Source organism: Pseudomonas kielensis (genome assembly GCF_014236655.1).
GTDB classification, from domain to species: Bacteria; Pseudomonadota; Gammaproteobacteria; order Pseudomonadales; family Pseudomonadaceae; genus Aquipseudomonas; species Aquipseudomonas kielensis.
The window spans coordinates 1-24,806 of record NZ_JACMYG010000014.1 but is presented as its reverse complement, the minus strand read 5'-3'; the positions used below and the strand labels follow the sequence as shown (position 1 = coordinate 24,806).

Below are 24,806 nucleotides of genomic sequence, written 5' to 3'. Positions count from 1 at the left end.
GCCCGCAAACTTGTAGCCATTTTTTTCAGACTTTCCGTACAGGCTTGCCGAGTCGAGCCGTCACACAGGTGCCCCCCATGGATTTCAACCCGATCGACCTTGTCCTGCATCTCGATGTGTACCTCGATATGCTGGTCACCAACTACGGGCCATGGATCTACGCCATTCTTTTCCTGGTGATCTTCTGCGAAACCGGCCTGGTGGTCATGCCCTTCCTGCCGGGCGATTCGCTGCTGTTCATCGCCGGTGCCGTTGCCGCCGGTGGTGGCATGGACCCCGTACTGCTGGGCGGCTTGCTGATGCTGGCGGCGATACTCGGAGACAGTACCAACTATGTGGTCGGTCGAACGGCCGGGGAAAAACTGTTCAGTAACCCCAACTCGAAAATCTTCCGTCGCGACTACCTGCAACAAACCCACGATTTCTATGAAAAGCACGGTGGTAAAACCGTGACGCTGGCGCGCTTCCTGCCGATCATCCGGACCTTCGCGCCCTTCGTCGCCGGGGTCGCCAAGATGCCCTATCCGCGCTTTTTCGCTTTCAGCGTGTTCGGCACCATTCTCTGGGTCGGCGGCCTGGTGACCCTGGGTTACTTCTTCGGCAACGTGCCCTTCATCAAGAAGAACCTGTCGCTGCTGGTGGTGGGCATCATCCTGTTGTCGCTGGTGCCGATGATCATTGGCCTGGTCCGCAGCCGCTTCGGTGGCTCGAGCTCCAAAGCCCAGTCGCGCTGATCGCCCATGGGCCTGCTCAGCACCTGGCGTCGCCAACGCACCCTGGCCAAGCACCCCGTTGCCGATGAAACGTGGCAGCGGGTCCGTCAGCACCTGAGTTTTCTCGACGGCCTGAGCGAAGCCGAGGACCAGTGGCTGCGCGAGTCGGCCGTGCTGTTCCTGCAGGACAAACACCTGACATGCCTGCCCGGCGTTGAATTGCACCAGGAACAGCGCCTGCTACTCGCCGCCCAGGCCCAACTGCCGCTGCTGCACCTGGGCGATCTGAACTGGTATCAGGGCTTCCACGAGATCGTGCTGTACCCCGACGACTTCCTCAGCCCGCAGCGCCATCGCGATGCCAGTGGCGTCGAGCATGAGTGGGACGGCGAGCACAGCGGTGAGGCTTGGCAACAGGGGCCTATCATCCTGGCCTGGCCGGGGGTGATGGCCAGTGGTGGCTGGGAAGGCTACAACCTGGTGATCCACGAACTGGCGCACAAGCTCGACATGCTCAACGGCGACGCCAACGGCCTGCCGCCGCTGCACAGCGACATGCGGGTCTCGGACTGGGCGCAGGTGATGCAACACGCCTACGACGACCTCAACCGCCAGCTCGACCACAACCCCGACGCCGACACACCGATCGACCCCTATGCGGCGGAAAACCCCGCCGAGTTCTTCGCCGTCACCAGCGAGTACTTCTTCAGCGCCCCGGATTTACTGCACGGCACTTATCCACAGGTCTATCGACAACTGCAGCTGTTTTACCGCCAGGATCCCCTGGCAAGGCTTGCGCATTTGCAAGCCGAACATCCGGCGTATCAGCCACACGACTAAGGTCTACACGACTTCTGGCACGTGGCACAGGCTCAGGAATATGCCTATAATCGCCGCCACTTTTTGGTCAATCCGGCCAAGTCATTTGGCCACTAACGGGGGCACCGCCCAATGAGCTACAGCAAGATTCCGGCTGGCAAAGACCTGCCGAACGACATCTACGTCGCGATCGAGATCCCGGCCAACCACGCGCCGATCAAGTACGAAATCGACAAAGACAGCGATTGCCTGTTCGTTGACCGTTTCATGGCCACCCCAATGTTCTACCCGGCCAACTACGGTTTCATCCCCAACACCCTGGCTGACGATGGCGATCCCCTCGACGTGCTGGTTGTAACCCCTTACCCGGTTGCACCAGGCTCGGTCATCCGCGCACGTCCAGTCGGTATCCTGAACATGACCGACGACGGCGGCGGCGATGCCAAAGTTATCGCTGTGCCACACGACAAACTGTCCCAGTTGTATGTCGACATCAAGGAATACACCGATCTGCCAGCCCTGCTGCTGGAACAGATCAAGCACTTCTTCGAGAACTACAAAGATCTCGAAAAAGGCAAATGGGTGAAGATCGATGGTTGGGGCGACGCCGAAGCTGCGCGCGCCGAGATCATGAAGTCGGTTGCGGCCTACAAAGGCTGAGACGGCACTGGCCTGGCGCCAGTGACGGCTTGAAAAAACCCCGGTTATCCGGGGTTTTTTTATAACTATAAGAACTTCAGGTAACAGAGTAATTAATACAGTTTGGAGGGATGTTTAGTTACGTTTAGTGTTCGCTTACACACCCTTGCAAAACAACAGAATATTCCTGCATAAATTGTTCGGTTTGTTTATTCAATCTAGTTAGTTGACTGAGTAAAATCCGCGTTTATGAAAAAACACAAATGCGGCCCACGCTTCAAGGCACTCCTCAAGGAGGTGAAAATCACCCCTTCGGAGTTCGCTACCTTCTGCAACGTCGAGCCCCAGCACATCAACAACTGGTACATCCGCGGCGTGCCCTACCCCCGGGTCGAAGAAATCGCTCGCCTGCTGAGTGTCAACAGCCAATGGCTGATCAACGGCGAAGGCCCCAAGCATCCCGTCAACGGCCAAGCTCCCGAGCAGGCCGACAAGCTACTGGACACCCAGGAGCCGCGCGAGCACTACCACGTCTGTATCGGCTCACCCGACATCGAGTTGCCCCTCTACAAAGAACGGCCCAAAGCCCTCGGCTCCCGCGACACCCATGTGGTGAAAATCCCCGGCGAAGCCGTTCGCCTGCCACGCCGCTACCTGGAAAGGCTGGAAGTCGAACCCAGCCGCGCCATCTGCGTGCCCATGGTCGGCGACAGCATGTCGGAGAAAATCCAGGATGGCTCGACCCTGGCCGTCGACTGCAGCCTGACCCATATCATTGACGGCCAGATCTACGCGCTCAAGCACGACGGCATGCTGCGCATCAAATACCTGCACCGCCTCCCCGACGGCGCCTTGCGCCTGCGCAGCCACAACCGTAGCGGCTACCCGGACGAAATCTTCAGCGCCGAACAAATCATCAAACAGAACATCGACGTCCTCGGCTGGGTGTTCTGGTGGTCCACCCTCAACAAACAACGTCCACCCGTACCCTTTGGATGACCACCGCAACGCCCGGCAACACACATCACGCTGGGAATTCCCCAAAAAAATCAGTATGCTGCCCCCCACATTTGCATCGACCCGCCCCGCGCCGGTCCGATCGCACCGACAAGGCAGATGACTTTCTCGCCAAGTCCCACAGCCGGACGCAAGATCCGGATGTACGTTTTGAAGGCTGGTACGGTTTACCAAAAATAAACCAAGCCAGTCCCCGAGAAGCCGGCCACAAGCCGGCTTTTTAATGCCCGCTGAAAACCCCCGCCAGGATGGTTTCTTGGTCAAACACTGCCCCTGCTCACCTTCGCGGCGCTGTCCTACGCCCGTATTGCCCGACTGACGGTCAGCCCGGTGCCGTTTTTTGTCCCGGCCTTCCGCGTATTCATGGTCTGGGACGTGGAACACAACGACGACCCGCACAACCGCTGGCTGCGCAACTTCATCATCGACACCACCCAGGAGTTGCAGCAGGGGTCGTTGACGCCGACCTGAAGCAGCTCAACAGTGGCAGACAACTGGACGCTGAGCCGAATAGATCGTCAACTCGATCCGCTACTGCGTGCCGGCATCGCGCATTTCCGGCTTGTCACCCTCCACCCGTTCGACGATGGCAATGGCCACCTGACCCGTTTACCCGGCGCAGGCCGTAGTACCCGCTATCAGGTCAACTCTTCGAGCAATGCCGGCGCCAGGCCCGTTTGAGAGACCTGCTCATTTGCCCCACACCCCCCTATCTGCTAGTGTCGCGCCGGTTCAAATGTCACCTGGATAGCCGCCATGGCCCGTAAAAAAGCTGCACTGGATTTCGAACAATCCCTCGCCGACCTGCAAACGCTGGTTGAGCGTCTGGAGAACGGCGAGCTGTCGCTGGAAGACTCGCTGACGGCCTTCGAGCAAGGCATCGGCCTGACCCGCGATTGCCAGGCCGCACTGGCACAGGCCGAGCAGAAGGTCCAGGTGCTGCTGGAGCGTGATGGCGAGCTGGCCGAGGCACCTTTCGACGCGGAACAGCCAGAATGATCGCGGCGTATTCGGCCAGCAGCCAGGCCCGGGTCAACGCCGCGCTGGAAAGCCTGTTTATCGCGCCGAGCCCGGAGCTCGCGCGCTTGTACGAAGCCATGCGCTACAGCGTGATGAACGGTGGCAAGCGCGTACGCCCGCTGCTGGCCTATGCCGCCTGTCAAGCCCTGGGGGGCGAGGCTGAGCAAGCCAACGGCGCGGCCTGTGCGGTGGAGTTGATCCACGCCTACTCGCTGGTGCATGACGATTTGCCGGCCATGGACGACGACGACCTGCGTCGCGGCCAGCCCACCACCCACAAGAAATTCGATGAAGCCTGCGCGATTCTCGCCGGTGACGGCCTGCAGAGCCTGGCCTTTAGCGCCCTGCTCGATCCACGCCTGAACACTGCCGACGCCGAGATCCGCCTGCAAATGGTCAGCGCCCTGGCGTTGGCGGCAGGCCCGGCCGGCATGGTCGGCGGCCAGGCCATCGACCTCGGTTCGGTCGGCATCAAGCTCGACCAGCAAGCCCTGGAGTACATGCACCGACACAAGACCGGCGCGCTGATCGAAGCCAGCGTCAAGCTTGGCGCCCTGGCCAGTGGTCGGGCCGAAAAGAGCGAGCTCAAGGCGCTGCAGACCTATGCCCAGGCCATCGGCCTGGCGTTCCAGGTGCAGGACGACATTCTCGACGTCGAAAGCGATACCCAGACCCTGGGCAAACGCCAGGGCGCCGATATTGCACGGGACAAACCGACCTACCCGGCCCTGCTCGGCCTTGAAGCGGCCAAGGCCTATGCCCTGGAACTGCGCGATCTGGCCCTGCACGCGCTGCGACCGTTTGACGCGTCGGCCGAGCCGCTGCGCGATCTGGCCCGCTATATCGTCGACCGCCGCAACTGATCCGGCGCACGCTGCCCAGCAAGTTCCGCGCTCCGCGTGGGCAGCGTGCGCTGCATCAGGTAAACTGCCGCATCTTTTATACCTATAACGATTCGCCTGATGCCCACGACGTTTCATGAGATTCCCCGCAAGCGCCCGACCACGCCCCTGCTCGACCGTGCCAACACGCCGGACGGCTTGCGCCGGTTAGGCGAAGCCGAGCTGGAAACCCTGGCCGATGAGTTGCGCCTGGAATTGCTCTACACGGTCGGTCAGACCGGCGGGCATTTCGGCGCGGGCCTTGGCGTGATCGAGCTGACCATCGCGCTGCATTACGTCTTTGACACCCCGGACGACCGGCTGGTGTGGGACGTGGGTCATCAGGCTTATCCGCACAAGATTCTCACGGGCCGTCGTGAGCGCATGGGCACCCTGCGCCAGAAAGACGGGATCGCCGCCTTCCCGCGCCGTTCCGAGAGCGAATACGACACCTTTGGCGTCGGTCACTCCAGCACTTCGATCAGCGCAGCCCTGGGCATGGCCATTGCCGCCCGCCTGCAGAACAGTGATCGCAAGGCCATTGCGGTGATCGGCGACGGCGCCCTGACCGCAGGCATGGCCTTCGAGGCGCTGAATCACGCCCCCGAAGTCGACGCCAACATGCTGGTGATCCTCAACGACAACGACATGTCGATCTCGCGCAATGTCGGCGGGCTGTCCAACTACCTGGCCAAGATCCTTTCCAGCCGCACCTACGCGAGCATGCGCGAGGGCAGCAAAAAGGTCCTGTCGCGCCTGCCCGGCGCCTGGGAAATCGCCCGGCGCACCGAAGAGTACGCCAAGGGCATGCTGGTCCCCGGCACCCTGTTCGAAGAACTGGGCTGGAACTACATTGGCCCGATCGACGGCCACGACCTGCCTACCCTGATCGCCACCCTGCGCAACATGCGTGACCTCAAGGGACCGCAGTTCCTGCACGTGGTGACCAAAAAAGGCAAAGGTTTCGCCCCGGCGGAAGTCGATCCGATCGGCTATCACGCCATCACCAAGCTCGAACCCCTGGATGCCCCGGCCGCCGCGCCGAAGAAGGCCAGCGGGCCGAAGTACTCCGGTGTGTTCGGCGAATGGCTGTGCGACATGGCCGCCGCCGACCCGCGCCTGGTGGGCATTACCCCGGCGATGAAGGAAGGCTCCGACCTGGTGGCGTTCAGCGAGCGTTTCCCGCTGCGTTACTTCGACGTGGCGATCGCCGAGCAACACGCGGTCACCTTTGCCGCCGGCATGGCCTGCGAAGGCGCAAAACCGGTGGTGGCGATCTATTCGACCTTCCTGCAGCGTGGCTACGACCAGTTGGTGCATGACGTAGCGGTGCAGAACCTCGATGTGCTCTTTGCCATCGACCGCGCCGGCCTGGTGGGCGAAGACGGCCCGACCCACGCCGGCAGCTTCGACCTGTCGTTCCTGCGCTGCATCCCCGGCATGCTGGTGATGACCCCAAGCGACGAGAACGAACTGCGCAAGATGCTCACCACCGGCCACCTGTACAACGGCCCGGCGGCGGTGCGTTATCCACGTGGCAACGGCCCGAACGCGACCATCGACAAAGACCTGGAGCCGATCGAGATCGGCAAGGGCGTGGTGCGCCGCCAAGGCCACAAAGTCGCCCTGCTGGTATTCGGCGTGCAACTGGCCGAAGCGCTGAAAGTCGCCGAAACCCTGGATGCAACCGTGGTCGACATGCGCTTCGTCAAGCCGCTGGATGAAGCACTGGTGCGCGACATTGCCAGCCGCCACGAGCTGCTGGTGACCATCGAAGAAAACGCGATCATGGGCGGCGCCGGTGGCGCGGTCAGCGAATTCCTCGCCCGCGAAAACATCCTCAAGTCGATGCTGCACCTGGGCTTGCCGGACAGCTACGTCGAACACGCCAAGCCGGCACAGATGCTGGCCGAGTGCGGGTTGGATGAGGCGGGAATCGAAGCTTCGATTCGCGAGCGCCTGCAACTGCTTAACATCTAAACGCAGAACCCTGTGGGAGCGAGCTTGCTCGCGATGGCGGCCTTTCAGTCGATTGAAACCTTGACTGACACTCCGCTATCGCGAGCAAGCTCGCTCCCACAGTAGTTTTCAGCGCCTATCAAATCTCTACTTGCCGCCAAGCCTCAACGGATCGTCGATGAACCTCCCCCGCCTCGCCCTGACCCTCTCGCTGCTGCCTACCGTCAGCGCCCTCGCCGACACCTTCGAACGCGAACAAGCCCTGAAGCTGCCCGAAGTCCTGATCAGCGCCAATCGCCAGGTCGAAGCCCGCAATGACAGCAGCGCAGCCAACACGGTGTTCACCCGCGACGATATTGACCGCCTGCAACCCTCCAGCGTCACCGACCTGCTGAGCCGGGTGCCGGGAGTGCAAGTCACCCAGATGGGCGGGCGCGGGAGCTTGCCGGGGATTTACATGCGTGGCACCAAGTCCGCGCAAAGCCTGGTGCTGGTAGACGGCCAGCGCATCGGCAACTCGTCCTCCGGCGACAGCAACCTGCAGCACATCAACATCGAACAGGTCGAGCGCGTGGAAGTGTTGCGCGGCTCGCGCTCAGTGATTTATGGCAGCGATGCGATTGGCGGGGTGATACAGATTTTCACCCGGCGCAGCGCCGAGCCGGGCCTGCAGCCACGCCTGCACATGGGGTTGGGCAGCAACCAGACCTGGGAGCGCAGCCTCGGCCTGTCCGGTGGCGACGACAACACCCGCTTCAACCTCGGCGCCAGCCTGGATGAAACTGCCGGGATCGACCGCACCCACCAGTCCTATCCCAGCGATGGCGATCACGACGCCTACCGCAATCAGTCGCTGAGCCTGAGCCTGAGCCATGGCTTGAGTGATGATCTGGAAGTGGGCTTCAACGTGCTGGATAGCCGCGGCAAGAACGAGTTCGATAGCCCGTTCGGGCGCTACGACTCAAGCACCGATCAAAGCTACCAACAAAAGCCCTACAGCGACTTCAACGTCAGTAGCGTCAGCAGCTATTTCGATGCCCGCATCAACCCGACCTGGAAGACTCGCGTAGAACTGGGCCACAGCGAGAACCGCGAACAAACCCGCGACAAGCTCAGCGCCGAAAATTCGGTGTTCAACACCTACCGCGACTCCGTGAACTGGCAGAACGACCTGGCCCTCAACGAGCAGAACAGCCTGATCCTGGGTGGCGACTGGTACGAAGATCGGGTCAACAGCGACTTCGACTACTACGGTGCGCGCGCCGCTTTAGGCGAAGACAGCCGCTGGAACCGCGCCGCGTTCATTCAGCATCACTTCGCCGCCGAGCATTTCTCCACCGAACTGGGCCTGCGTCGCGACGACAACCAACAGTTCGGCAGCCAGAACAGTTGGAGCGGCACCTTCACCCTGCAGCTGAACGCCGACAATGACCTGTTGCTGACCTACAGCGAAGGTTTCCGGGCGCCAACGTTCAACGACCTTTACTACCCGGACTACAACAACCCAGGCCTCAAACCTGAGACTTCAAAGAGCTACGAGCTGCAATGGCGCAGCCAACTGACTGACAGCAGTCGACTGGAAGCCTCGCTCTACCGCACCGACCTCGAAGACGCGATTATCTACGGCAGCCGCCCGGAAAACGTCGCCTCGGCGCGGATCAACGGCTTCGAAGCCGCCCTCAAGCAAGAGTTGTTCGGCTGGCAGAGCAACCTGGGCATCTCGTTCATCGACCCGCGGGATCGCGAGAGCGGCCACACCCTGGCCCGCCGTGCGCGCCGCACCTTGAACCTGGACCTGGATCGGCAGTTCGACCAGCTCGGGCTGGGGGCGACCTGGCAAGCGGTCAGCAGCAGCTACGACGACGAGAAAAACCTCCAGCCCCTGGGCGGCTATGGCCTGCTGGGCCTGCGCAGCAGTTGGGCGGTGAACCACGAAGTCACCCTGCAGATGAAAATCGACAACCTGCTGGACAAGGGCTACAGCCGCGCGCTGTACCAGTACCAAGGCGAGCAGTACGGTTATCGCGAGGAAGGCCGGGCGCTGATGTTCGGGGTGACGTGGATGCCGCAGCTCTGAGCTGAGGTACGCGGTGTTGCTCGCGATAGCCGCACCTCGGTCTTACTGACCCGGCGCGATCAACCGGCACAACGCCGCCGTCGCCTGGATCATCTGCCCACTCGGCCGCTCCAGGCCTTTGTCGATCACCCGCAGCAATTGCCCCTGGCTCACCGCCGTGACCTGCGGCCAGGCCCTCCAGGCATCGAGCTGGGCCTGGCTGCTGGCGAGGATCACCTCGGGGTTGCGCGCCAGCACCGACTCGATGCTGACCTGCGGCGCCGGCAGGCGCAGGTCGGCGAATACATTCCGCGCACCACACACCTCGAGCGCATCGCTGATGATCTGCCCGCCACCCACGGTGTACAGCGGCTGGTCCCAGACTTGATAGAACACCCGCAGCGGCACGTCGCGCCGGTAGCGCTGGCGCAAGGCATCCAATTGCCGACGCAGGTCGGCCGCCAGTGCCTGCCCGCGTTCGGGTCGACCCAGTTGCCGGGCAATGTCTTCGATCTGGGTGGTGAGTTGGTCGAGGCGGTGGGGTTCGGCGACGTAGGTGGGAATGCCCAGCCGACTCAGTTGTTCCCGCTGGGCCGGGCCAACACTGCCGGGCCAGAGCAGCAACAGATCGGGTTTGAGGCTGAGCAGGCGTTCGATGTCCAACTGGCCATAACGCCCCACCGACGGCACGGACTCAAGGGCTGGCGGACGCTCGCCGGCATCGAGCACGCCGACCAGCAGGTCGGCGGAGTCCAGTTCAACAACGATTTCCGACAGGGAGGGGGCCAGGCTGACCACCCGCTCCACGGCAGCCGCCGGACCACTGAGGGCCAGCAGCAGCGCCAGCCAGCGCCCCATCAGCCGAGTTGACGCGGAATACGGTAGAGGTAGAACAGCACGGCAGTGGCCAACCCCAGCAGCACCAGAGGCACCGCCTCCAGGCCGACGAACACCGCCAGCGCACCGATCCAGGCCGGCAGGGAAGCCACCAGCATGGCGCTGCGGCGCTGAGCGGCCAGGGCGATCCAGGCGGCGGGCTCTGCGGGGGTATCGAGGGCTTTTTGGGTAGTGATCAGGCCGCGTTTGTAGCCACCGAAAAACTTCAGGCTGACGAACATCGAGGCCATGCCGGCGATGAAGAACGGCATCGCCAGGATCGGGGCCAGGGCTTCAGCGTCGCCAAACAGGCCATTGATCACCAGCAACGGCAACAGGGCCAGCGCGAAGTACTGCCACCAATTGACGGACAGGCGCCGCCGAACCTGGCCGCGGGTCACGCCCGGTCCGCCTCGCCCTGATGCTCGTTGCCCATCATGTGGTCGAGCTTGCTGGCCTTGGTCGCCAGGTAGAGTTTGTTGTGCGGGTTGTGGCCCGTGTGCAGCGGCACGCGCTCGGCGACCACGATGCCCATGTCGGTCAATGCCTTGACCTTGCGCGGGTTGTTGGTCATCAAGCGCAGGGACTTGACGCCCAGGTGCTCGAGCATCGGCAGGCACATGGCGTAGTCACGCTGGTCAGCGGCAAAACCCAGGCGCTCGTTGGCTTCGACGGTGTCAGCACCGCCATCTTGCAACTCATAGGCGCGGATTTTGTTCAGCAGGCCAATGCCCCGGCCTTCCTGGCGCAAGTACAGCAACACGCCACGGCCTTCGCGGGCGATGGCCTGCAAGGCGGCTTCCAGTTGTGAGCCGCAGTCGCAACGCTGGCTGAACAAGGCATCGCCGGTCAGGCATTCGGAGTGCAGCCGGCCGAGTACCGGGGCACCATCGGCCACATCACCCAAGCTCAACACGACGTGCTCGCGGCCGGTGGACTCATCGAGAAAGCCATGCATGGTGAATTGCGCAAAAGGCGTTGGCAGCTTGGAAGCGGCGACAAAAACGACAGGCACCGGTGTGCTCCTGATTTATGTACTGGAGATTCGCAGAGGCGGCATTGTAACAGCAGGCTCGGAACCACGCTTAGGCTGAATTATCGGCCATAACGATCAAATAGTTTGATCACTGGTCGGCGGGCTTCAGGTTGCCCTCGAACGGGTACGGTTGTTTCCAGCGTTCGAAAATCGGTTTCAGCCCGCCGTTGCCGACCAGCAGGGTCATGCGCTGATCATACAGCTTCATCAGCGACCTGGCCTCGGAGGTATCGGCAAACCCCAGGAACAGCGGCAGTTCGGCCAAGTGGGTATAGCGGAACTGCTGCTCGTTCACGGCGCTTTTGAGCACCGCTTCGACCTCGGTCCGGGCGTCGATGTAATAGTCTGCACGGCCCTGCTGGAGCATCGGCAGAATGCCGGTGCGGCGCTCGATCTGGTTATAGCGGCGCACATTGGGCAGGTAGTTTTCGTAACGATAGCCGCGCACCCAGGCTAAGCGGTACTTGCCCAGGGTGGCCTGGGTCGGCGCCGGATTGCTCGCCAGGCCGAGGGCGTAGATGTGGTCGGAATCGAAGTTCCAGTGCGGATACAGCACGCCCTGGGCCTCGTCCCGGTAGGACCCGACCTGGGCATCGACTTCCTTCAGTTGCACCAGACCGATCGAGCGGGTGTACGGCACCGTGCGGATGTCCAGCTTGACCCCGGCCGGCTCGAACACCTCACGCAAGATGTCCCAGGCCAGACCGTGCCCGTCGGCAGCGGTGTAGTCTTCCCACTCCTCGCTCGCCAGATGGATCACCGCAGGTACAGCGGGTACCTCCACCGCACGAGCGACCGAGCAGACCATAGCCAACAGCAGAATCCAGCAACCGCGCCCCACCATTCCCTAGCCCCTCGAACAGTCCCTCAGGTGAAATACCAGACCAGCCCCTGCATCCCCAACCAGGCAAAGACCCCTGCCAACACGTCATCGAGCATGATCCCGACGCCGCCGTGCACATGCCGGTCGATCCAGCGAATCGGCCACGGCTTGAGGATGTCGAAAAAGCGGAACATCAGGAACCCCGCCAACAACCAGTACCACCCCTCCGGTACCAGCCACAGGGTAATCCACATCCCGACCATTTCGTCCCAGACAATGCCCTCGTGGTCGTGTACGCGCAAGTCGTCGGCCACTTTGCCGCACAGCCAGAAGCCGAACAGCATGGTGATGCCCAACATCAGCCAGTAGCCCCAGTCGGGCAGCATCTGCCACAACGGGATGAAGGGTAGCGCAACTAACGAGCCCCAGGTGCCGGGTGCCTTGGGCAAGGTGCCCGAGCCAAAGCCGAAGGCCAGGAAATGCCAGGGATTGCGCCAGACCGATGGCGGCACGAACTCTGCCGGGACCTGTTTGGGATGATCTGTCACGGTGTCTCCTGGAAATGTTGATAACCCCGGATGTTCGGGGTGATGTCCTGCCCATTGGCGTCCAGCAGCGTGACGCCCTGCCCGGCCACGACCCGGCCGACCACATGGATCGGCCAGCCCTCGGCCAGCAGGGCCGGCAAATGAGCCGGCGGCAAGGTGAATGCCAGTACGTAGTCGTCACCGCCACTGACCGCTGCCACCCGGGCCGCATTCTCACCGAGAAACGCCAGCAGTGCCGCCGATAGCGGCAGTTTCTGGTGCTCGACCAGCAAGCCGACAGCCGATGCCTTGGCGATATGCCCGCAGTCGGCGAGCAGGCCATCGGAGATATCCAGCGCCGCGCTGGCCTTGCCGCGCAACGCCTGACCCAACGCCAGTTGCGGCTGTGGCGACCAGTAATGCGCCAGCAACGGTTCGGCGATGGCCGCCGGCGCGGTACGCTGGCCGAGCACCAGGGGCAAGGCCCCGGCGGCGTTGCCCAGGTCCCCGCCGACACACAGCAGGTCGCCGACCTGTGCACCGCTGCGGGTCAGGGCCTGGCCGGCCGGGACGCGGCCAAACACGGTCATGGTCAGGCTCAACGGACCGCGCGTGGTATCACCGCCCACCAGCCGCACGCCGCAGCCCTGCGCCATCTGGTTCAAACCACGGGCATAGGCATCCAGCCAATCGGCGGTCACCGCCGGCAAGGTCAGGGCAAGGGTAAAGGCAACGGGGGTGGCGCCCATGGCAGCCAGGTCACTGACAGCCACCGCCAGCGAACGCTGACCGAGCAGAAAAGGGTCGCAGGGATCTGCGAAATGCACACCGGTCACCAGGGTGTCGGTGGAGATCGCCAGCTGTTCCCCCGCGGGAACAGCGAGCAAGGCGCAGTCGTCGCCGATCCCCAGCGCAACGCCATCGCCCGCCTGCGCACACGGCGCAGCGGCGAAGTAATTGCGGATCAGCTCAAACTCGCCCATGAGGTCTCAAGCGCGTATCAGCGCTTGAACGCCTTCACTTCAGCTTCACGCAGGCGCGGGGCCAGCTTGTCGAGGACACCGTTGACGAACTTGTGGCCATCGGTGGAACCGAAGACTTTAGCCAGCTCGATGCCTTCGTTGATCACCACGCGGTACGGTACGTCGACGCGTTTGAGCAGTTCCCAGGTGGACAGGCGCAATACCGCCAGTTCAACCGGATCCAGCTCGTCGATGGTCAGGTCCAGGCAAGGCGTGAGGGCGGTGTCGATTTCCGTCTTGAACTGCGGAACCCCGTGCAGGATTTCGCGGAAGTAGGCGCCATCGACATCACTGAAATCGTTATCGACCCGGAACTGCGCTTCGATCTCGTTCAACGACTGCTTGGCCATGTGCCATTGATACAGGGCCTGGGTCGCGAGCTGACGGGCTTCGCGGCGCTTGACGCTCTTCGATGGTTTACCAGCATCCGCAGGCTTTGGATCGCGCGGGTTGAAACGATCGCTTTCGTCGCTAATCACTTGGCCTCCAACTGCGCCAGCAGGCTGACCATTTCCAGAGCGGACAGGGCAGCTTCGGCACCTTTGTTACCGGCCTTGGTGCCGGAACGTTCGATGGCTTGCTCGATGGAATCAACGGTCAGCACGCCGAAAGCGACTGGAACGCCGAACTCCATGGACACCTGGGCCAGGCCCTTGGTGCATTCGCCTGCCACGTATTCGAAGTGCGGGGTACCGCCACGAATGACCGCGCCCAGGGCGATGATTGCCGCGAACTCGCCTTTCTGGGCGACTTTCTGCGCAACCAGCGGGATTTCGAAGGCGCCAGGGGCACGGATGATGGTGATGTCGCTTTCGCTCACGCCATGGCGAACCAGGGCATCAACCGCACCGCTTACCAGGCTTTCGACAACAAAGCTGTTGAAACGGCCAACAACCAGGGCGTAGCGGCCTTTGGGGGCGATGAAGGTACCTTCGATGGTCTTCAGGGTCATTCGACAAATCTCTTAAAGAGCCGGGACGCGTTCAGTACGCGTCCCTCAGTGATATTTGAACCGCGAACAAGGGGTGGAAAAACACCGGCCTTTATTCGGAGGGCACGTATTCTACAACTTCCAGATCGAAACCGGATATCGCATTAAATTTCATTGGCGCCGACATCAGGCGCATTTTGCGCACGCCAAGGTCACGCAGGATCTGCGAACCGGCACCGACGATGCTGTAGGTGGTCGGTTTTTTCACCACCGCCTGGTCCGCGGTTTCGCGGATATGCGCCAGCAGCACGTCGCCATCGAGCGGGTGACCGAGCAACAGCACCACGCCGCTGCCCGCCTCGGCAACCGCAGCCATGGCGGCGCGCAGGCTCCAGCGGCCCGGCTGCTTGACCATCAACAGGTCGCGCAGCGGGTCCATGTTGTGCACCCGCACCAGGGTCGGTTCTTCGGCGCACACGGTGCCCAGGGTCAGGGCCATGTGCACGTCGCCTTCCACCGAATCACGATAGGTCACCAGGTTGAATTGGCCCAGTTCGCTGTCCAGTGGCTGCTCGGCAATCCGCTGAACGGTACGTTCGTGGATCATCCGATAGTGAATCAGGTCGGCGATGGTGCCGATCTTGATGTTGTGTTCAGCGGCAAAGGCTTCCAGTTCGGCACGACGGGACATGGTGCCGTCGTCGTTCATCACCTCGCAGATCACCCCACTCGGCTCGAACCCGGCCATGCGCGCCAGGTCGCAGGCGGCTTCGGTGTGGCCGGCGCGGGCCAGGGTACCGCCGGCCTGGGCCATCAGCGGAAAAATGTGCCCCGGGCTGACGATATCTTCAGCCTTGGCGTCCTTGGCGGCAGCGGCCTGCACGGTACGCGCACGGTCGGCGGCGGAGATGCCGGTGGTCACGCCTTCGGCGGCTTCGATCGACACGGTGAACTTGGTGCCGAAGCCGGAACCGTTGCGCGGTGCCATCAGGGGCAGCTTGAGCAGTTCGCAGCGTTCGCGGCTCATCGGCATGCAGATCAGGCCACGGGCGTGCTTGGCCATGAAGTTGATGTGCTCGGCCTGGCAGCACTCGGCGGCCATGATCAGGTCGCCTTCGTTCTCGCGGTCTTCGTCATCCATAAGGATGACCATCTTGCCTTGGCGGATGTCTTCAACCAGTTCTTCGATGCTATTGAGCGCCACAAGGCACCCCCCTTCTTTCGAAATTTGAGCTTCAGGATTTGAGGTAGCCGTTGGCGGCCAGAAAGCTTTCAGTGATGGTGCTGCCGGCCGTCGACTCCGCGGCCTTGTCGCCCAGCAGCAGGCGCTCCAGGTAACGGGCCAGCAGGTCCACTTCCAGGTTCACCCGGCGACCCGGCTGATACGCAGCCATGATGGTTTCGCTCAAGGTGTGCGGAATGATCGTCAGCAGGAATTCGGCGCCATCGACCGCGTTCACCGTCAGGCTGGTGCCGTCGACAGTGATCGAGCCTTTATGGGCGATGTACTTGGCCAATTCCTTCGGGGCACGGATGCGGAACTCCACGGCCCGAGCGTTTTCGGTGCGGGCGACCACTTCGCCGACGCCGTCGACGTGACCGCTGACCAGGTGACCGCCCAGGCGGGTGGTTGGGGTCAGGGCTTTTTCCAGGTTGACCGGGCTGCCGCTCTTGAGGTCATTCATGGCGGTGCAGTCGAGGGTTTCGCGACTGACGTCCGCTGCAAAGCCGTCGCCTGGCAGCTCGACGGCTGTCAGGCAGACGCCGTTGACCGCGATGCTATCGCCCAGTTTGACGTCGCTCAGGTCGAGCTTGCCGGTGGCGACGTGAACCCGTACATCTCCGCCTTTTGGGGTCAATGCACGAATACTGCCGATGGATTCGATGATGCCGGTAAACATGAAGTCCTCCTCGAGAACAAAACCTTCTAGGCCGCAGCCGGGAATTATACGCTCGCGGCCGGCACGGGAATGGCAGTGACTCGCCAGTCATCGCCAACCGCACGAATGTCAGTGATTTTCAGCGCCGGCGCATCCTTCATCTGTGCCAGTGGCCAATCGAGCAATGGCCGCGCCGTGGAGCCGAGGAACTTGCCGGCGACAAAGATCTGGTACTCGTCCACCAGGCCTTGCTGGGCAAAGGCGCCCGCCAGCCTTGGGCCGGCTTCCACCAGCACCTCGTTGACGCCGCGGGCGGCCAGTTCGAGCAGGAGCTTGCGCAGGTCGACCTGACCCTCTTCACCCGGCACGATCAGGCATTCGGGGCCGTTGGCGTACTGTTCCTCCACGGCCACGCAGGTGGCGACCAGCGCCGGGCCGGCCTTGAAGAACGGGGCATCGAGGGGCACCCGCAGGCGGCCATCGATCAGGACCCGCAACGGTGGACGGCTCATGGCCAGGGCGCTTTGTTCGGCGTCCAGCCCCAACTCGTCGGCGCGCACGGTCAGGCGCGCGTCGTCCGCCAGCACCGTGTCGGCCCCCGTCAACACCACGCCGGCCTGCGCCCGCAGGCGCTGGACCGCGGAGCGCGCCGCCGGCCCGGTGATCCACTGGCTTTCGCCGCTGGCCATGGCGGTGCGCCCATCCAGGCTCATGGCCAACTTGACCCGCACGAACGGCAAGCCGTGTTCCATGCGTTTGAGGAACCCCTGATTGAGCTGGCGCGCCTCGCCTTCGAGCACGCCGCAGGTGGTGGCGATGCCGGCCTGCTCCAGGCGTTGCAGGCCACGTCCGGCCACTTCCGGGTTGGGGTCCTGCATGGCGGCAACGACTCGCGCCACACCCGCCGTGACCAACCCATCGGCGCACGGTGGCGTGCGGCCGTGATGGCTGCAGGGTTCGAGCGTGACGTAGGCGGTCGCGCCCCGCGCCTGCTCACCAGCGGCGCGCAAGGCGTGGACTTCGGCATGGGGTTCGCCGGTGCGCACATGCCAGCCTTCGCCGACGACCTGCCCGTCACGCACGATCACGCAACCGACGCGCGGATTGGGGTGGGTGCTGTAGTGACCCTTGCGGGCCAGTTCCAGCGCGCGCGCCATGTAGTGGGCGTCGAGGATCGCTTGCTCAGTGGGCATCGTCATGGTTTGACCGGTTCTCGGGCCAGGCGATCGATCTCTTCACGGAACTCGTTGAGGTCCTGGAAGCGGCGATACACCGAAGCGAAACGAATGTAGGCGACTTCATCGAGCTTCTGCAGCTCGGCCATCACCAGCTCACCGACCACCAGCGATTTGACTTCGCGCTCGCCGGTCGCCCGCAGTTTGTGCTTGATGTGCGCCAGGGAGGATTCCAGGCGCTCGACGCTCACCGGCCGTTTTTCCAGGGCGCGCTGCATGCCGGCGCGCAGTTTTTCTTCGTCGAACGGCTGGCGACTGCCGTCGGTTTTGATCAGGCGCGGCAACACCAGTTCGGCGGTCTCGAACGTCGTGAAGCGTTCGCCGCAGGCCAGGCATTCACGCCGGCGGCGCACCTGTTCGCCCTCGGCGACCAGACGCGAGTCGATGACCTTGGTGTCGTTGGCACCGCAGAAGGGACAGTGCATGGTGGCAGGCAACAAAAAAAGGGAGGGCCATGGTAGCGCATCCCGGTGGCAAGACAAGCCATAGGGTTTACGGTATACAGACGGGCTATAGTGCTAGATCCATGGATTTCACCTCGCTGGAGCCGCAAATGCCGCTACGACCGCTTGTTTTACTCAGTTTCGTCAGCCTGCTGGTGGCCTGTAGCAGTGATGCGCCCAAACCGGCAGAACCGGCATCCGGCCCCGCGCCGCAGATGGCCCAGAAGAAGGCCCAGGCGTCCGCCGACCAGGGCCCGCTGCCGGCTTACCAGCGCGAATTGAGTGGTTCACTGCAGGGTGTGCCAGAGGGTGCCGAAGTCGAACTGGCGCTGCTGGTGGTCGACGAGCGTTCGCGGCCGCAGCTGCTGCTGGCCAGTGCCAACCTGATCGGCAACAACCAGGCCCTGCCGTTTCACCTGCGTTTCAACCCCGAGACCTTTCCCGCCGGCGCGCGGGTCGAGCTGCGCGGGCGCGCCAGCCAGTCCGGGCAACTGATCCTGCACCTGCCTTCGCAACGAATTTTCCAGCCAACCTCCCAGGCACTGGGGCAATTGCAGTTCGTCAAAGCACCATGAATGCACCGCTCGACCTGCAACACGCCCTGAGCGAACTGCTTGGCGATGCGCAACTGGTGCCCTGCCCGCTGCCGGGTACCGAGCTGCAACTGTGGCTGATCGACGGCGACAACATGGACCGCGCCTTCAGCCCGGAAGAAACCCGACGCATACTGCATGAACCGCCGTACTGGAGTTTCTGCTGGGCCAGCGGCCTGGCGGTGGCGCGCTACCTGGCCGAACACCCACAGTGGGTGGCCGGCAAGCGGGTGCTGGATTTCGGTGCCGGTTCCGGGGTGGCGGGGATTGCGGCGGTCAAGGCCGGCGCGCTCGAAGTGGTGGCCTGCGACCTCGATCCCCTGGCGCTCGCCGCCTGCCGGGCCAATGCCCGGCTCAATGCTGTGGAGCTCAGCTATTCGACGGACTTTTTCGCTGAGGCCGACCGTTTCGACCTGATCCTGGTGGCTGACGTCCTGTACGACCGCGCCAACCTGCCGCTACTCGACGCCTTCCTCAGCCGAGGCCGCGAAGCCCTGGTCGCCGACTCACGGGTGCGCGACTTCTCGCACCCGCTCTACCGGCGCCTGGAGATGCTCGAGGCCATGACCCTGCCCGACCTGGCCGAGCCTGAAGAGTTTCGCCATGTGAGCCTGTACCATGCCTCCCGCAACGCGTAGCAGCGGCCGAGCGTCCTGCGCTTTCGGCCAACCCCCACCAAGCCTTATAGTTGCCCCATCCACGTTTTTTCGAGATACCCCATGAGTCAAGACACGCCGTACATCTTCGACGCCACCACCGCTGATTTCGAGCAGTCGGTGATCGAGAACTCGTTCCACAAACCCGTGCTGGTGGATTTCTGGGCTGAATGGTGTGCACCGTGCAAGGCGCTGATGCCGATGCTGCAAACCATCGCCGAGAGCTACCAGGGCGAGTTGCTGCTGGCCAAGGTCAATTGTGATGTCGAGCCAGACGTGGTGGCGCGCTTCGGCATTCGCAGCCTGCCGACCGTGGTGCTGTTCAAGGACGGTCAGCCGGTGGACGGTTTTGCCGGCGCGCAACCCGAATCCGCGGTGCGCGCCCTGCTCGAACCCCATGTACAGATGCCACCGCCGCCTGCGGCCGATCCGTTCGAACAGGCCCAAGGGTTGTTCGACGAGGGCCGGTTTGCCGAGGCCGAGGCCGCGCTCAAGGTGCTGCTGGGGGAAGACAATACCCACGCCGGCGCACTGATCCTGTATGCCCGCTGCCTGACCGAACGCGGCGAGCTCGGCGAAGCCCAGGCCGTGCTGGATGCGGTCAAGAGCGATGAACACAAGGCTGCACTGGCGGGCGCCAAGGCGCAGATCCAGTTCCTCGGCCAGGCGGCGAACCTGCCGGATGTGGCCGACTTGAAAGCGCGCCTGGCACAGAATCCACAGGACGACGAAGCCGTCTATCAACTGGCTATCCAGCAACTGGCCCGCCAGCAATACGACCCGGCACTGGACTCGCTGCTCAAGCTGTTCATCCGCAACCGCGGCTATAGCGAAGGCTTGCCACACAAGACCTTGCTGCAGGTGTTCGAGCTGCTGGGCAATGATCACCCCTTGGTCACCAGCTACCGCCGCAAGTTGTTTGCGGCGCTGTACTGATCGCAACCGGAGCGTCTACAAAGGCTCTACCCAGCTATAGAGCGGTGTATCGCCGCCGCTCAGCACCTTGACCTCGGCGCAGTGGCGCAAGCGCACCAACAAGCGCTTGCCGGCCGCCGCGCTGCCAGTCAGCCCTTCCAGTTGCTCGAGCAGATCCGGCCCACTCAGTTGCCCGGACTTGCGCAGTAACGCCTTGGCCAACTGCCACTGGGCGTCGTCCGGATTGGCCGGTTTCGCCGCAGCGCTGGCGGCGGGCTCAACGCCGTCGACCTTGCTCACCTGCAACTGCGCGCCAAGTTTCGCCCAGTCGCCATCATCGAGCTCCAGGGTCAAATCCACCGGCCAGTCGCCGATGCTTCCACGTATGCGCAACATTGGGGTTTCCTCAGATTTATGGCGAACATGCTCCCACGCGTCTTGCGCAACGCCAAGCATGCCGTCAAACTCCCGCCGATATTGTTATAAGATCACATAACAAAATAGTTCACTTCCGCCCCGGAGACTTCCCATGCGCCGTCTGCTTCTCGCTTTGCCGTTTGCCCTGTTGCCACTGGCCATCGCCCAAGCGGCCGAAGAACATGACCACGATCATCAACACGCCAGCCTCAGCGCCCACGAGCATGGCGTCGGCCGCTTGAACGCAGCGCTGGACGGCCAGACCCTGGAGCTGGAACTGGACAGCCCGGCGATGAACCTGGTGGGCTTCGAACACGCCGCCAGCACGCCGGCAGACAAGGCCAAGGTCGCCGCGGTACGGGCGCAACTGGAGCAACCGCTGGTGCTGTTCAGCCTGCCACAAGCCGCCAACTGCGTGCTCAGCCAGCAGGAGCTGAACAGCCCGCTGTTCGGTGACAAACCGGACGCCGACGATGACCACGACCATGACCATGACCACAAAGACGCCAAGGACGCCAAGGACGCCGACGGCCATGAACACCACCATGACCACAGCGAAATCCACGCGCATTACCAGTTCACCTGCAGCCAACCGGATGCGCTGAAGACCCTGGACCTGGCCCAGGTGTTCAAGACCTTCCCCGCCACCCAGAAAATTCAGGTACAACTCATCAGCCCCAACGGCCAGCAAGGGCTTGAGGTGACGGCCAAGGCGGCGACCCTTAAATTCTGATCCATCCCCTATCCCAGTGTGGGGCGAGCAGGCTCGCTTCCGCTGGGTTCACCATCAACCTGACCGGCGCTACATGACCCAAGCACTCATCGAACTGACCGACCTGGGCTTCCATTGGCCTGGTCACCCGCCCTTGCTGGACATCCCGGCGTTTCGCCTGGAGGCCGGTGAAACCCTGTTTCTCAAGGGCCCCAGCGGCAGCGGCAAGACCACCCTGCTGGGCCTGCTCGGCGGCGTGCAGAAACCCAATCGCGGCAGCATCCGTTTGCTCGGGCAGGAACTGACGGACCTGTCGGCCGGCGCCCGGGATCGCTTTCGGGTCGACCACACGGGCTACATCTTCCAGCAGTTCAACCTGCTGCCGTTTCTCTCGGTGCGCGAGAACGTCGAACTGCCCTGCCACTTCTCGACCTTGCGCGCCAACCGCGCGATCCAGCGCCATGGCAGTGTCGACAGCGCCGCCGCGACGCTGCTGGCGCACCTGGGGCTCAAGGATCCAGGCCTGCTCGGGCGACGGGCCGACTCCCTGTCGATTGGCCAACAGCAACGGGTGGCCGCTGCCCGCGCATTGATCGGCCAGCCGGAGTTGGTGATCGCCGACGAGCCGACCTCGGCCCTCGACTACGACGCCCGCGAGGCTTTCATCCGCCTGCTGTTCGCCGAATGCCGGGAAGCCGGCTCCAGCCTGTTGTTCGTCAGCCACGACCAGAGCCTGGCGCCGCTGTTCGATCGTCACCTGTCGCTGGCCGAACTCAATCGCGCCGCCACGCCCGTAGAGGTCTGAGATGTATCTGTTTCGTCTAGCCATGGCCAGCCTGGCTAACCGCCGCTTCACCGCCATCCTCACGGCCCTCGCCATCGCCCTGTCGGTCTGCCTGCTGCTGGCCGTGGAGCGGGTGCGCACCGAAGCCCGCGCCAGCTTTGCCAGCACCATCAGCGGCACCGACCTGATCGTCGGCGCCCGCTCCGGTTCAGTGAACCTGCTGCTGTACTCGGTGTTTCGGATCGGCAATGCCACCAACAACATCCGCTGGGACAGCTTCGAGCACTTCGCCAATAACCCCAAGGTGAAGTGGGCGATCCCGATCTCCCTCGGCGACTCCCACCGCGGCTACCGGGTGATGGGCACCACGGATGCCTACTTCCAGCATTACCAGTACGGCCGCCAGCAACACTTGCAACTGGCCAGCGGCCGGGCCTTTGCCACGGATCCGTTCGAGGTGGTGCTGGGCGCGGAAGTGGCCGACGCGCTGCACTACTCACTCGGCGACCAACTGGTGCTGGCCCACGGCGTGGCGGTGATCAGCCTGGTCAAGCATGACGACAAGCCCTTCACCGTGGTCGGCATCCTCAAGCGCACCGGCACCCCGGTGGACCGCACGCTGCACATCAGCCTAGGCGGCATGGAGGCGATCCATGTCGACTGGCACAACGGCGTGCCGGCGCGCGGCGATGGCCGGATCAGCGCCGAGCAGGCGCGCAACATGGACCTCACCCCCCAGGCCATCACTGCGTTCATGCTCGGCCTCAACAGCAAGATCGCGACCTTCTCCCTGCAACGCGAGATCAATGAGTTTCGTGGCGAACCGATGCTGGCGATCCTGCCGGGCGTGGCGTTGCAGGAGCTCTGGAGCCTGATGGGCACCGCTGAAAAAGCGCTGTTCGTGGTGTCGCTGTTCGTGGTGCTGACCGGTTTGATCGGCATGCTCACGGCGATCCTCACCAGCCTCAACGAACGCCGGCGGGAAATGGCGATCCTGCGCTCGGTCGGCGCCAGGCCTTGGCATATCGCCACGCTGCTGGTGCTGGAAGCCTTTGCGCTGGCACTGTCGGGGGTGATCGCCGGCCTCGGCCTGCTGTACCTGTGCATCGCCCTGGCGCAGGGCTATGTGCAGTCCAACTACGGCCTTTTTCTACCGTTGTCCTGGCCAAGTGAGTATGAATGGACGCTGCTCGGTGGCATCCTGCTTGCCGCGCTGCTGATGGGCAGCGTGCCTGCCTGGCGGGCCTACCGGCAATCGCTGGCCGACGGTCTGTCGATCCGTTTATGAGGACGTTAAATGCCCCGCGCTCTGCTTGCGCTGTTGATGTTGGTCGCCCTGCCCCTGTGGGCGGCCGAACCCAGGGACCTGACCTGGTCGGAGATGATTCCGCCGGACGCGCCCGCCGAAGTACCGAACATGAAGCCGCTGCACGACCTGTCGCAGATGAGCGACGCCTTGTCGGCAGAGTCGGCCCCGGCCGCCCGGCAGGATCTGCCCAACGCGCCGGTGGTGCAGAACCTCGACGGCCAGGCCATTCGCTTGCCTGGCTACATCGTGCCGCTGGAGGTCAATGAGCAGGGGCGCACCACCGAGTTTTTGCTGGTGCCGTATTTCGGCGCCTGCATCCACGTCCCCCCGCCGCCGTCGAACCAGATCGTGCATGTCAGGAGCGAGATCGGGGTCAAGCTCGAAGAGTTGTACCAGCCGTACTGGATTGAAGGCGCCCTGCAGGTCAAAGCCTCCACCAGCGAACTGGCGGATGCCGGCTACCAGATGGATGCCCAGAAGATCTACGTGTACGAATTGCAGGAGTGAAACCGCATATTTTTCATGGGCTGACCTGAACTGACGTCTACGCTGAAGTCGCGCTTACGACGACCCGCTCTTCCGAGCAACGATCTTAATGCGCCATCACTCTTTCATTGAGCTGCGTCAACGTCCCAGGTCGATCCCTCCATAAAATGGGACATAGAATTCAAATTGTCCCTTGGAGCCCCCATGCACAAGTCTTTGCTTAGCGCTTCCCTCATTGCATTCGCGCTTGCAGCCCCTTCCGTCCAAGCCCACGAAACCGGCGACATCATCGTCCGGGCCGGTGCCATCACCGTCAATCCGAAGGCTGACAGTTCCAGCGTCAAGGTCGATCGCGGCCCGCTGGCGGGTGCCGACCTGGGCGGCAAGGCGACGATGAGCAGCGACACCCAACTGGGCCTGAACTTCGCGTACATGATCACCAACAACCTGGGGATCGAGCTGCTGGCGGCCACGCCGTTCGAACACGACGTCAAACTCAAAGGCACCGCGCTGCCTGCGGCCAATGGCAAGCTCGGCTCCCTGAAACACCTGCCGCCGACCCTGAGCCTGGTGTACTACCCACTGGATCACAAATCGGTGTTCCAACCCTACGTGGGCGCGGGCATCAACTACACCTGGATCTATGACGAGCACGTCGGCAGCCAGGCCAGCGCCAACGGCTTCGACAACTTCCGGGCCAAGAACACCTGGGGTGTGGCATGGCAAGTGGGTGCCGACTACATGCTGACCGACAAGGTCATGATCAACGGCCAGGTGCGCTACATCGACATCGACACCACCGGTTATGTGGATAACAACGCGGTCGCCCCAGGCACCCGCGCCAAGGTCGACATCGATGTGGACCCATGGGTCTACATGGTTGGCCTGGGCTACAAGTTCTAAGCCACACACGCAAAAAAAGGCGCCTCGACAGGCTAATGCCAGTCAGTTAAGCTGACTGGCATTTTTATTTTTGATCGGGTACTTCGGCGATTTCAGCCGAATCGCCCGAGGATAAACGCGCTCCTCCCGTCGATGAGGTAGGACGTAGTGGATG

General features: G+C 63.0%; 30 protein-coding genes and 1 pseudogene. 18 read left to right on the top strand and 13 right to left on the bottom strand.

Annotation, left to right across the window (positions count from 1 at the left end):
* Window positions 1-77 precede the first annotated feature (77 nt).
* The 10 genes and pseudogenes from H7995_RS14990 to H7995_RS14945 all read left to right on the top strand — a co-directional run bounded on the left by H7995_RS14990 (window position 78) and on the right by H7995_RS14945 (window position 9,125).
* Complete coding sequence (locus H7995_RS14990; RefSeq protein WP_095166259.1) at window positions 78-734, top strand: DedA family protein; 657 nt, start codon at window positions 78-80, stop codon at window positions 732-734.
* Window positions 735-740: 6 nt separating this feature from the next.
* A complete protein-coding gene (locus H7995_RS14985; protein ID WP_166590463.1) occupies window positions 741-1,553 on the top strand; it encodes a M90 family metallopeptidase in 813 nt (270 codons plus the stop codon).
* A gap of 111 nt (window positions 1,554-1,664) precedes the next feature.
* Complete coding sequence (gene ppa / locus H7995_RS14980) at window positions 1,665-2,192, top strand: inorganic diphosphatase (protein ID WP_166590464.1); 528 nt, start codon at window positions 1,665-1,667, stop codon at window positions 2,190-2,192.
* A gap of 228 nt (window positions 2,193-2,420) precedes the next feature.
* Window positions 2,421-3,170 (top strand): XRE family transcriptional regulator, encoded by a 750-nt coding sequence (locus tag H7995_RS14975; RefSeq protein WP_166590465.1) that lies wholly within the window; start codon window positions 2,421-2,423, stop codon window positions 3,168-3,170.
* Window positions 3,171-3,518: 348 nt separating this feature from the next.
* Window positions 3,519-3,659 (top strand): hypothetical protein, encoded by a 141-nt coding sequence (locus H7995_RS14970; protein ID WP_182342523.1) that lies wholly within the window; start codon window positions 3,519-3,521, stop codon window positions 3,657-3,659.
* 33 nt (window positions 3,660-3,692) lie between these two features.
* Window positions 3,693-3,797, top strand: a pseudogene (locus H7995_RS14965) (Fic family protein); the annotation flags it as partial.
* 147 nt (window positions 3,798-3,944) lie between these two features.
* Window positions 3,945-4,187, top strand: a complete 243-nt coding sequence (locus H7995_RS14960) for an exodeoxyribonuclease VII small subunit (protein ID WP_095080522.1) — start codon at window positions 3,945-3,947, stop codon at window positions 4,185-4,187.
* The gene (gene ispA, locus H7995_RS14955; protein WP_166590467.1) at window positions 4,184-5,071 is read left to right on the top strand and encodes a (2E,6E)-farnesyl diphosphate synthase; all 888 of its coding nucleotides are present in this window, start codon (window positions 4,184-4,186) and stop codon (window positions 5,069-5,071) included. The genes H7995_RS14960 and ispA overlap by 4 nt, the downstream gene beginning before the upstream one ends.
* A 99-nt stretch (window positions 5,072-5,170) precedes the next feature.
* Window positions 5,171-7,069, top strand: coding sequence for a 1-deoxy-D-xylulose-5-phosphate synthase (dxs, locus tag H7995_RS14950; RefSeq protein WP_166590468.1), 1,899 nt, complete (start codon window positions 5,171-5,173; stop codon window positions 7,067-7,069).
* Between the two features lie 157 nt (window positions 7,070-7,226).
* Window positions 7,227-9,125, top strand: a complete 1,899-nt coding sequence (locus H7995_RS14945; RefSeq protein ID WP_185818555.1) for a TonB-dependent receptor domain-containing protein — start codon at window positions 7,227-7,229, stop codon at window positions 9,123-9,125.
* Between the two features lie 42 nt (window positions 9,126-9,167).
* Here the strand turns inward: H7995_RS14945 and H7995_RS14940 are convergent, their stop codons facing one another.
* The 12 genes from H7995_RS14940 to nrdR all read right to left on the bottom strand — a co-directional run bounded on the left by H7995_RS14940 (window position 9,168) and on the right by nrdR (window position 17,859).
* Entirely contained in the window at window positions 9,168-9,962 is a 795-nt protein-coding gene (locus tag H7995_RS14940; RefSeq protein WP_425312237.1) for a cobalamin-binding protein, read from the bottom strand.
* The gene (locus H7995_RS14935) at window positions 9,962-10,381 is read right to left on the bottom strand and encodes an MFS transporter (protein ID WP_166590471.1); all 420 of its coding nucleotides are present in this window, start codon (window positions 10,379-10,381) and stop codon (window positions 9,962-9,964) included. The genes H7995_RS14940 and H7995_RS14935 overlap by 1 nt, the downstream gene beginning before the upstream one ends.
* On the bottom strand, window positions 10,378-10,995 hold the full coding sequence (gene ribA, locus H7995_RS14930) for a GTP cyclohydrolase II (protein WP_027617724.1): 618 nt from the start codon (window positions 10,993-10,995) through the stop codon (window positions 10,378-10,380). The genes H7995_RS14935 and ribA overlap by 4 nt, the downstream gene beginning before the upstream one ends.
* A gap of 109 nt (window positions 10,996-11,104) precedes the next feature.
* On the bottom strand, window positions 11,105-11,860 hold the full coding sequence (locus tag H7995_RS14925) for a substrate-binding periplasmic protein (protein WP_185818554.1): 756 nt from the start codon (window positions 11,858-11,860) through the stop codon (window positions 11,105-11,107).
* Between the two features lie 23 nt (window positions 11,861-11,883).
* Entirely contained in the window at window positions 11,884-12,387 is a 504-nt protein-coding gene (locus H7995_RS14920) for a phosphatidylglycerophosphatase A family protein (RefSeq protein WP_027617722.1), read from the bottom strand.
* On the bottom strand, window positions 12,384-13,349 hold the full coding sequence (gene thiL / locus H7995_RS14915) for a thiamine-phosphate kinase (RefSeq protein ID WP_166590473.1): 966 nt from the start codon (window positions 13,347-13,349) through the stop codon (window positions 12,384-12,386). Before thiL ends, H7995_RS14920 begins: the two co-directional genes overlap by 4 nt.
* Before the next feature lie 17 nt (window positions 13,350-13,366).
* Complete coding sequence (nusB, locus tag H7995_RS14910; protein ID WP_056728930.1) at window positions 13,367-13,867, bottom strand: transcription antitermination factor NusB; 501 nt, start codon at window positions 13,865-13,867, stop codon at window positions 13,367-13,369.
* Window positions 13,864-14,340, bottom strand: a complete 477-nt coding sequence (gene ribH, locus H7995_RS14905; RefSeq protein ID WP_003228649.1) for a 6,7-dimethyl-8-ribityllumazine synthase — start codon at window positions 14,338-14,340, stop codon at window positions 13,864-13,866. Before ribH ends, nusB begins: the two co-directional genes overlap by 4 nt.
* A gap of 91 nt (window positions 14,341-14,431) precedes the next feature.
* Complete coding sequence (gene ribBA, locus H7995_RS14900; RefSeq protein WP_166590474.1) at window positions 14,432-15,523, bottom strand: bifunctional 3,4-dihydroxy-2-butanone-4-phosphate synthase/GTP cyclohydrolase II; 1,092 nt, start codon at window positions 15,521-15,523, stop codon at window positions 14,432-14,434.
* 31 nt (window positions 15,524-15,554) lie between these two features.
* Entirely contained in the window at window positions 15,555-16,220 is a 666-nt protein-coding gene (locus H7995_RS14895; RefSeq protein WP_166590475.1) for a riboflavin synthase, read from the bottom strand.
* 44 nt (window positions 16,221-16,264) lie between these two features.
* Window positions 16,265-17,398 (bottom strand): bifunctional diaminohydroxyphosphoribosylaminopyrimidine deaminase/5-amino-6-(5-phosphoribosylamino)uracil reductase RibD, encoded by a 1,134-nt coding sequence (gene ribD, locus H7995_RS14890; RefSeq protein ID WP_185818553.1) that lies wholly within the window; start codon window positions 17,396-17,398, stop codon window positions 16,265-16,267.
* Window positions 17,395-17,859, bottom strand: coding sequence for a transcriptional regulator NrdR (gene nrdR / locus H7995_RS14885; RefSeq protein ID WP_166590477.1), 465 nt, complete (start codon window positions 17,857-17,859; stop codon window positions 17,395-17,397). The genes ribD and nrdR overlap by 4 nt, the downstream gene beginning before the upstream one ends.
* A 128-nt stretch (window positions 17,860-17,987) precedes the next feature.
* Between nrdR and H7995_RS14880 the strand changes: the two genes are divergently transcribed.
* The 3 genes from H7995_RS14880 (at window position 17,988) to trxA (ending at window position 20,062) form a co-directional block, all read left to right on the top strand.
* A complete protein-coding gene (locus tag H7995_RS14880) occupies window positions 17,988-18,452 on the top strand; it encodes a hypothetical protein (protein ID WP_166590488.1) in 465 nt (154 codons plus the stop codon).
* On the top strand, window positions 18,449-19,108 hold the full coding sequence (locus H7995_RS14875; RefSeq protein WP_166590478.1) for a class I SAM-dependent methyltransferase: 660 nt from the start codon (window positions 18,449-18,451) through the stop codon (window positions 19,106-19,108). Before H7995_RS14880 ends, H7995_RS14875 begins: the two co-directional genes overlap by 4 nt.
* A gap of 81 nt (window positions 19,109-19,189) precedes the next feature.
* Window positions 19,190-20,062, top strand: a complete 873-nt coding sequence (gene trxA / locus H7995_RS14870; RefSeq protein ID WP_185818552.1) for a thioredoxin — start codon at window positions 19,190-19,192, stop codon at window positions 20,060-20,062.
* Between the two features lie 15 nt (window positions 20,063-20,077).
* Here trxA and H7995_RS14865 read toward each other — a convergent pair whose 3' ends face one another.
* Window positions 20,078-20,437: a hypothetical protein gene (locus H7995_RS14865; protein WP_166590480.1), complete on the bottom strand. Its 360-nt coding sequence runs from the start codon at window positions 20,435-20,437 to the stop codon at window positions 20,078-20,080.
* Window positions 20,438-20,570: 133 nt separating this feature from the next.
* On the opposite strand from H7995_RS14865, the gene H7995_RS14860 reads away from it, so the two are divergent.
* From H7995_RS14860 to H7995_RS14840, 5 genes are all read left to right on the top strand, one after another.
* Window positions 20,571-21,191: a DUF2796 domain-containing protein gene (locus H7995_RS14860; RefSeq protein ID WP_185818551.1), complete on the top strand. Its 621-nt coding sequence runs from the start codon at window positions 20,571-20,573 to the stop codon at window positions 21,189-21,191.
* Between the two features lie 73 nt (window positions 21,192-21,264).
* Window positions 21,265-21,975, top strand: coding sequence for an ABC transporter ATP-binding protein (locus H7995_RS14855; protein WP_185818550.1), 711 nt, complete (start codon window positions 21,265-21,267; stop codon window positions 21,973-21,975).
* 1 nt (window position 21,976) lies between these two features.
* Window positions 21,977-23,242, top strand: a complete 1,266-nt coding sequence (locus H7995_RS14850; RefSeq protein ID WP_166590483.1) for an ABC transporter permease — start codon at window positions 21,977-21,979, stop codon at window positions 23,240-23,242.
* Window positions 23,243-23,251: 9 nt separating this feature from the next.
* Window positions 23,252-23,770, top strand: a complete 519-nt coding sequence (locus tag H7995_RS14845; protein ID WP_166590484.1) for a DUF3299 domain-containing protein — start codon at window positions 23,252-23,254, stop codon at window positions 23,768-23,770.
* A 183-nt stretch (window positions 23,771-23,953) separates the two neighbouring features.
* The gene (locus H7995_RS14840; RefSeq protein WP_166590485.1) at window positions 23,954-24,652 is read left to right on the top strand and encodes an OmpW/AlkL family protein; all 699 of its coding nucleotides are present in this window, start codon (window positions 23,954-23,956) and stop codon (window positions 24,650-24,652) included.
* Window positions 24,653-24,806: the final 154 nt, after the last annotated feature.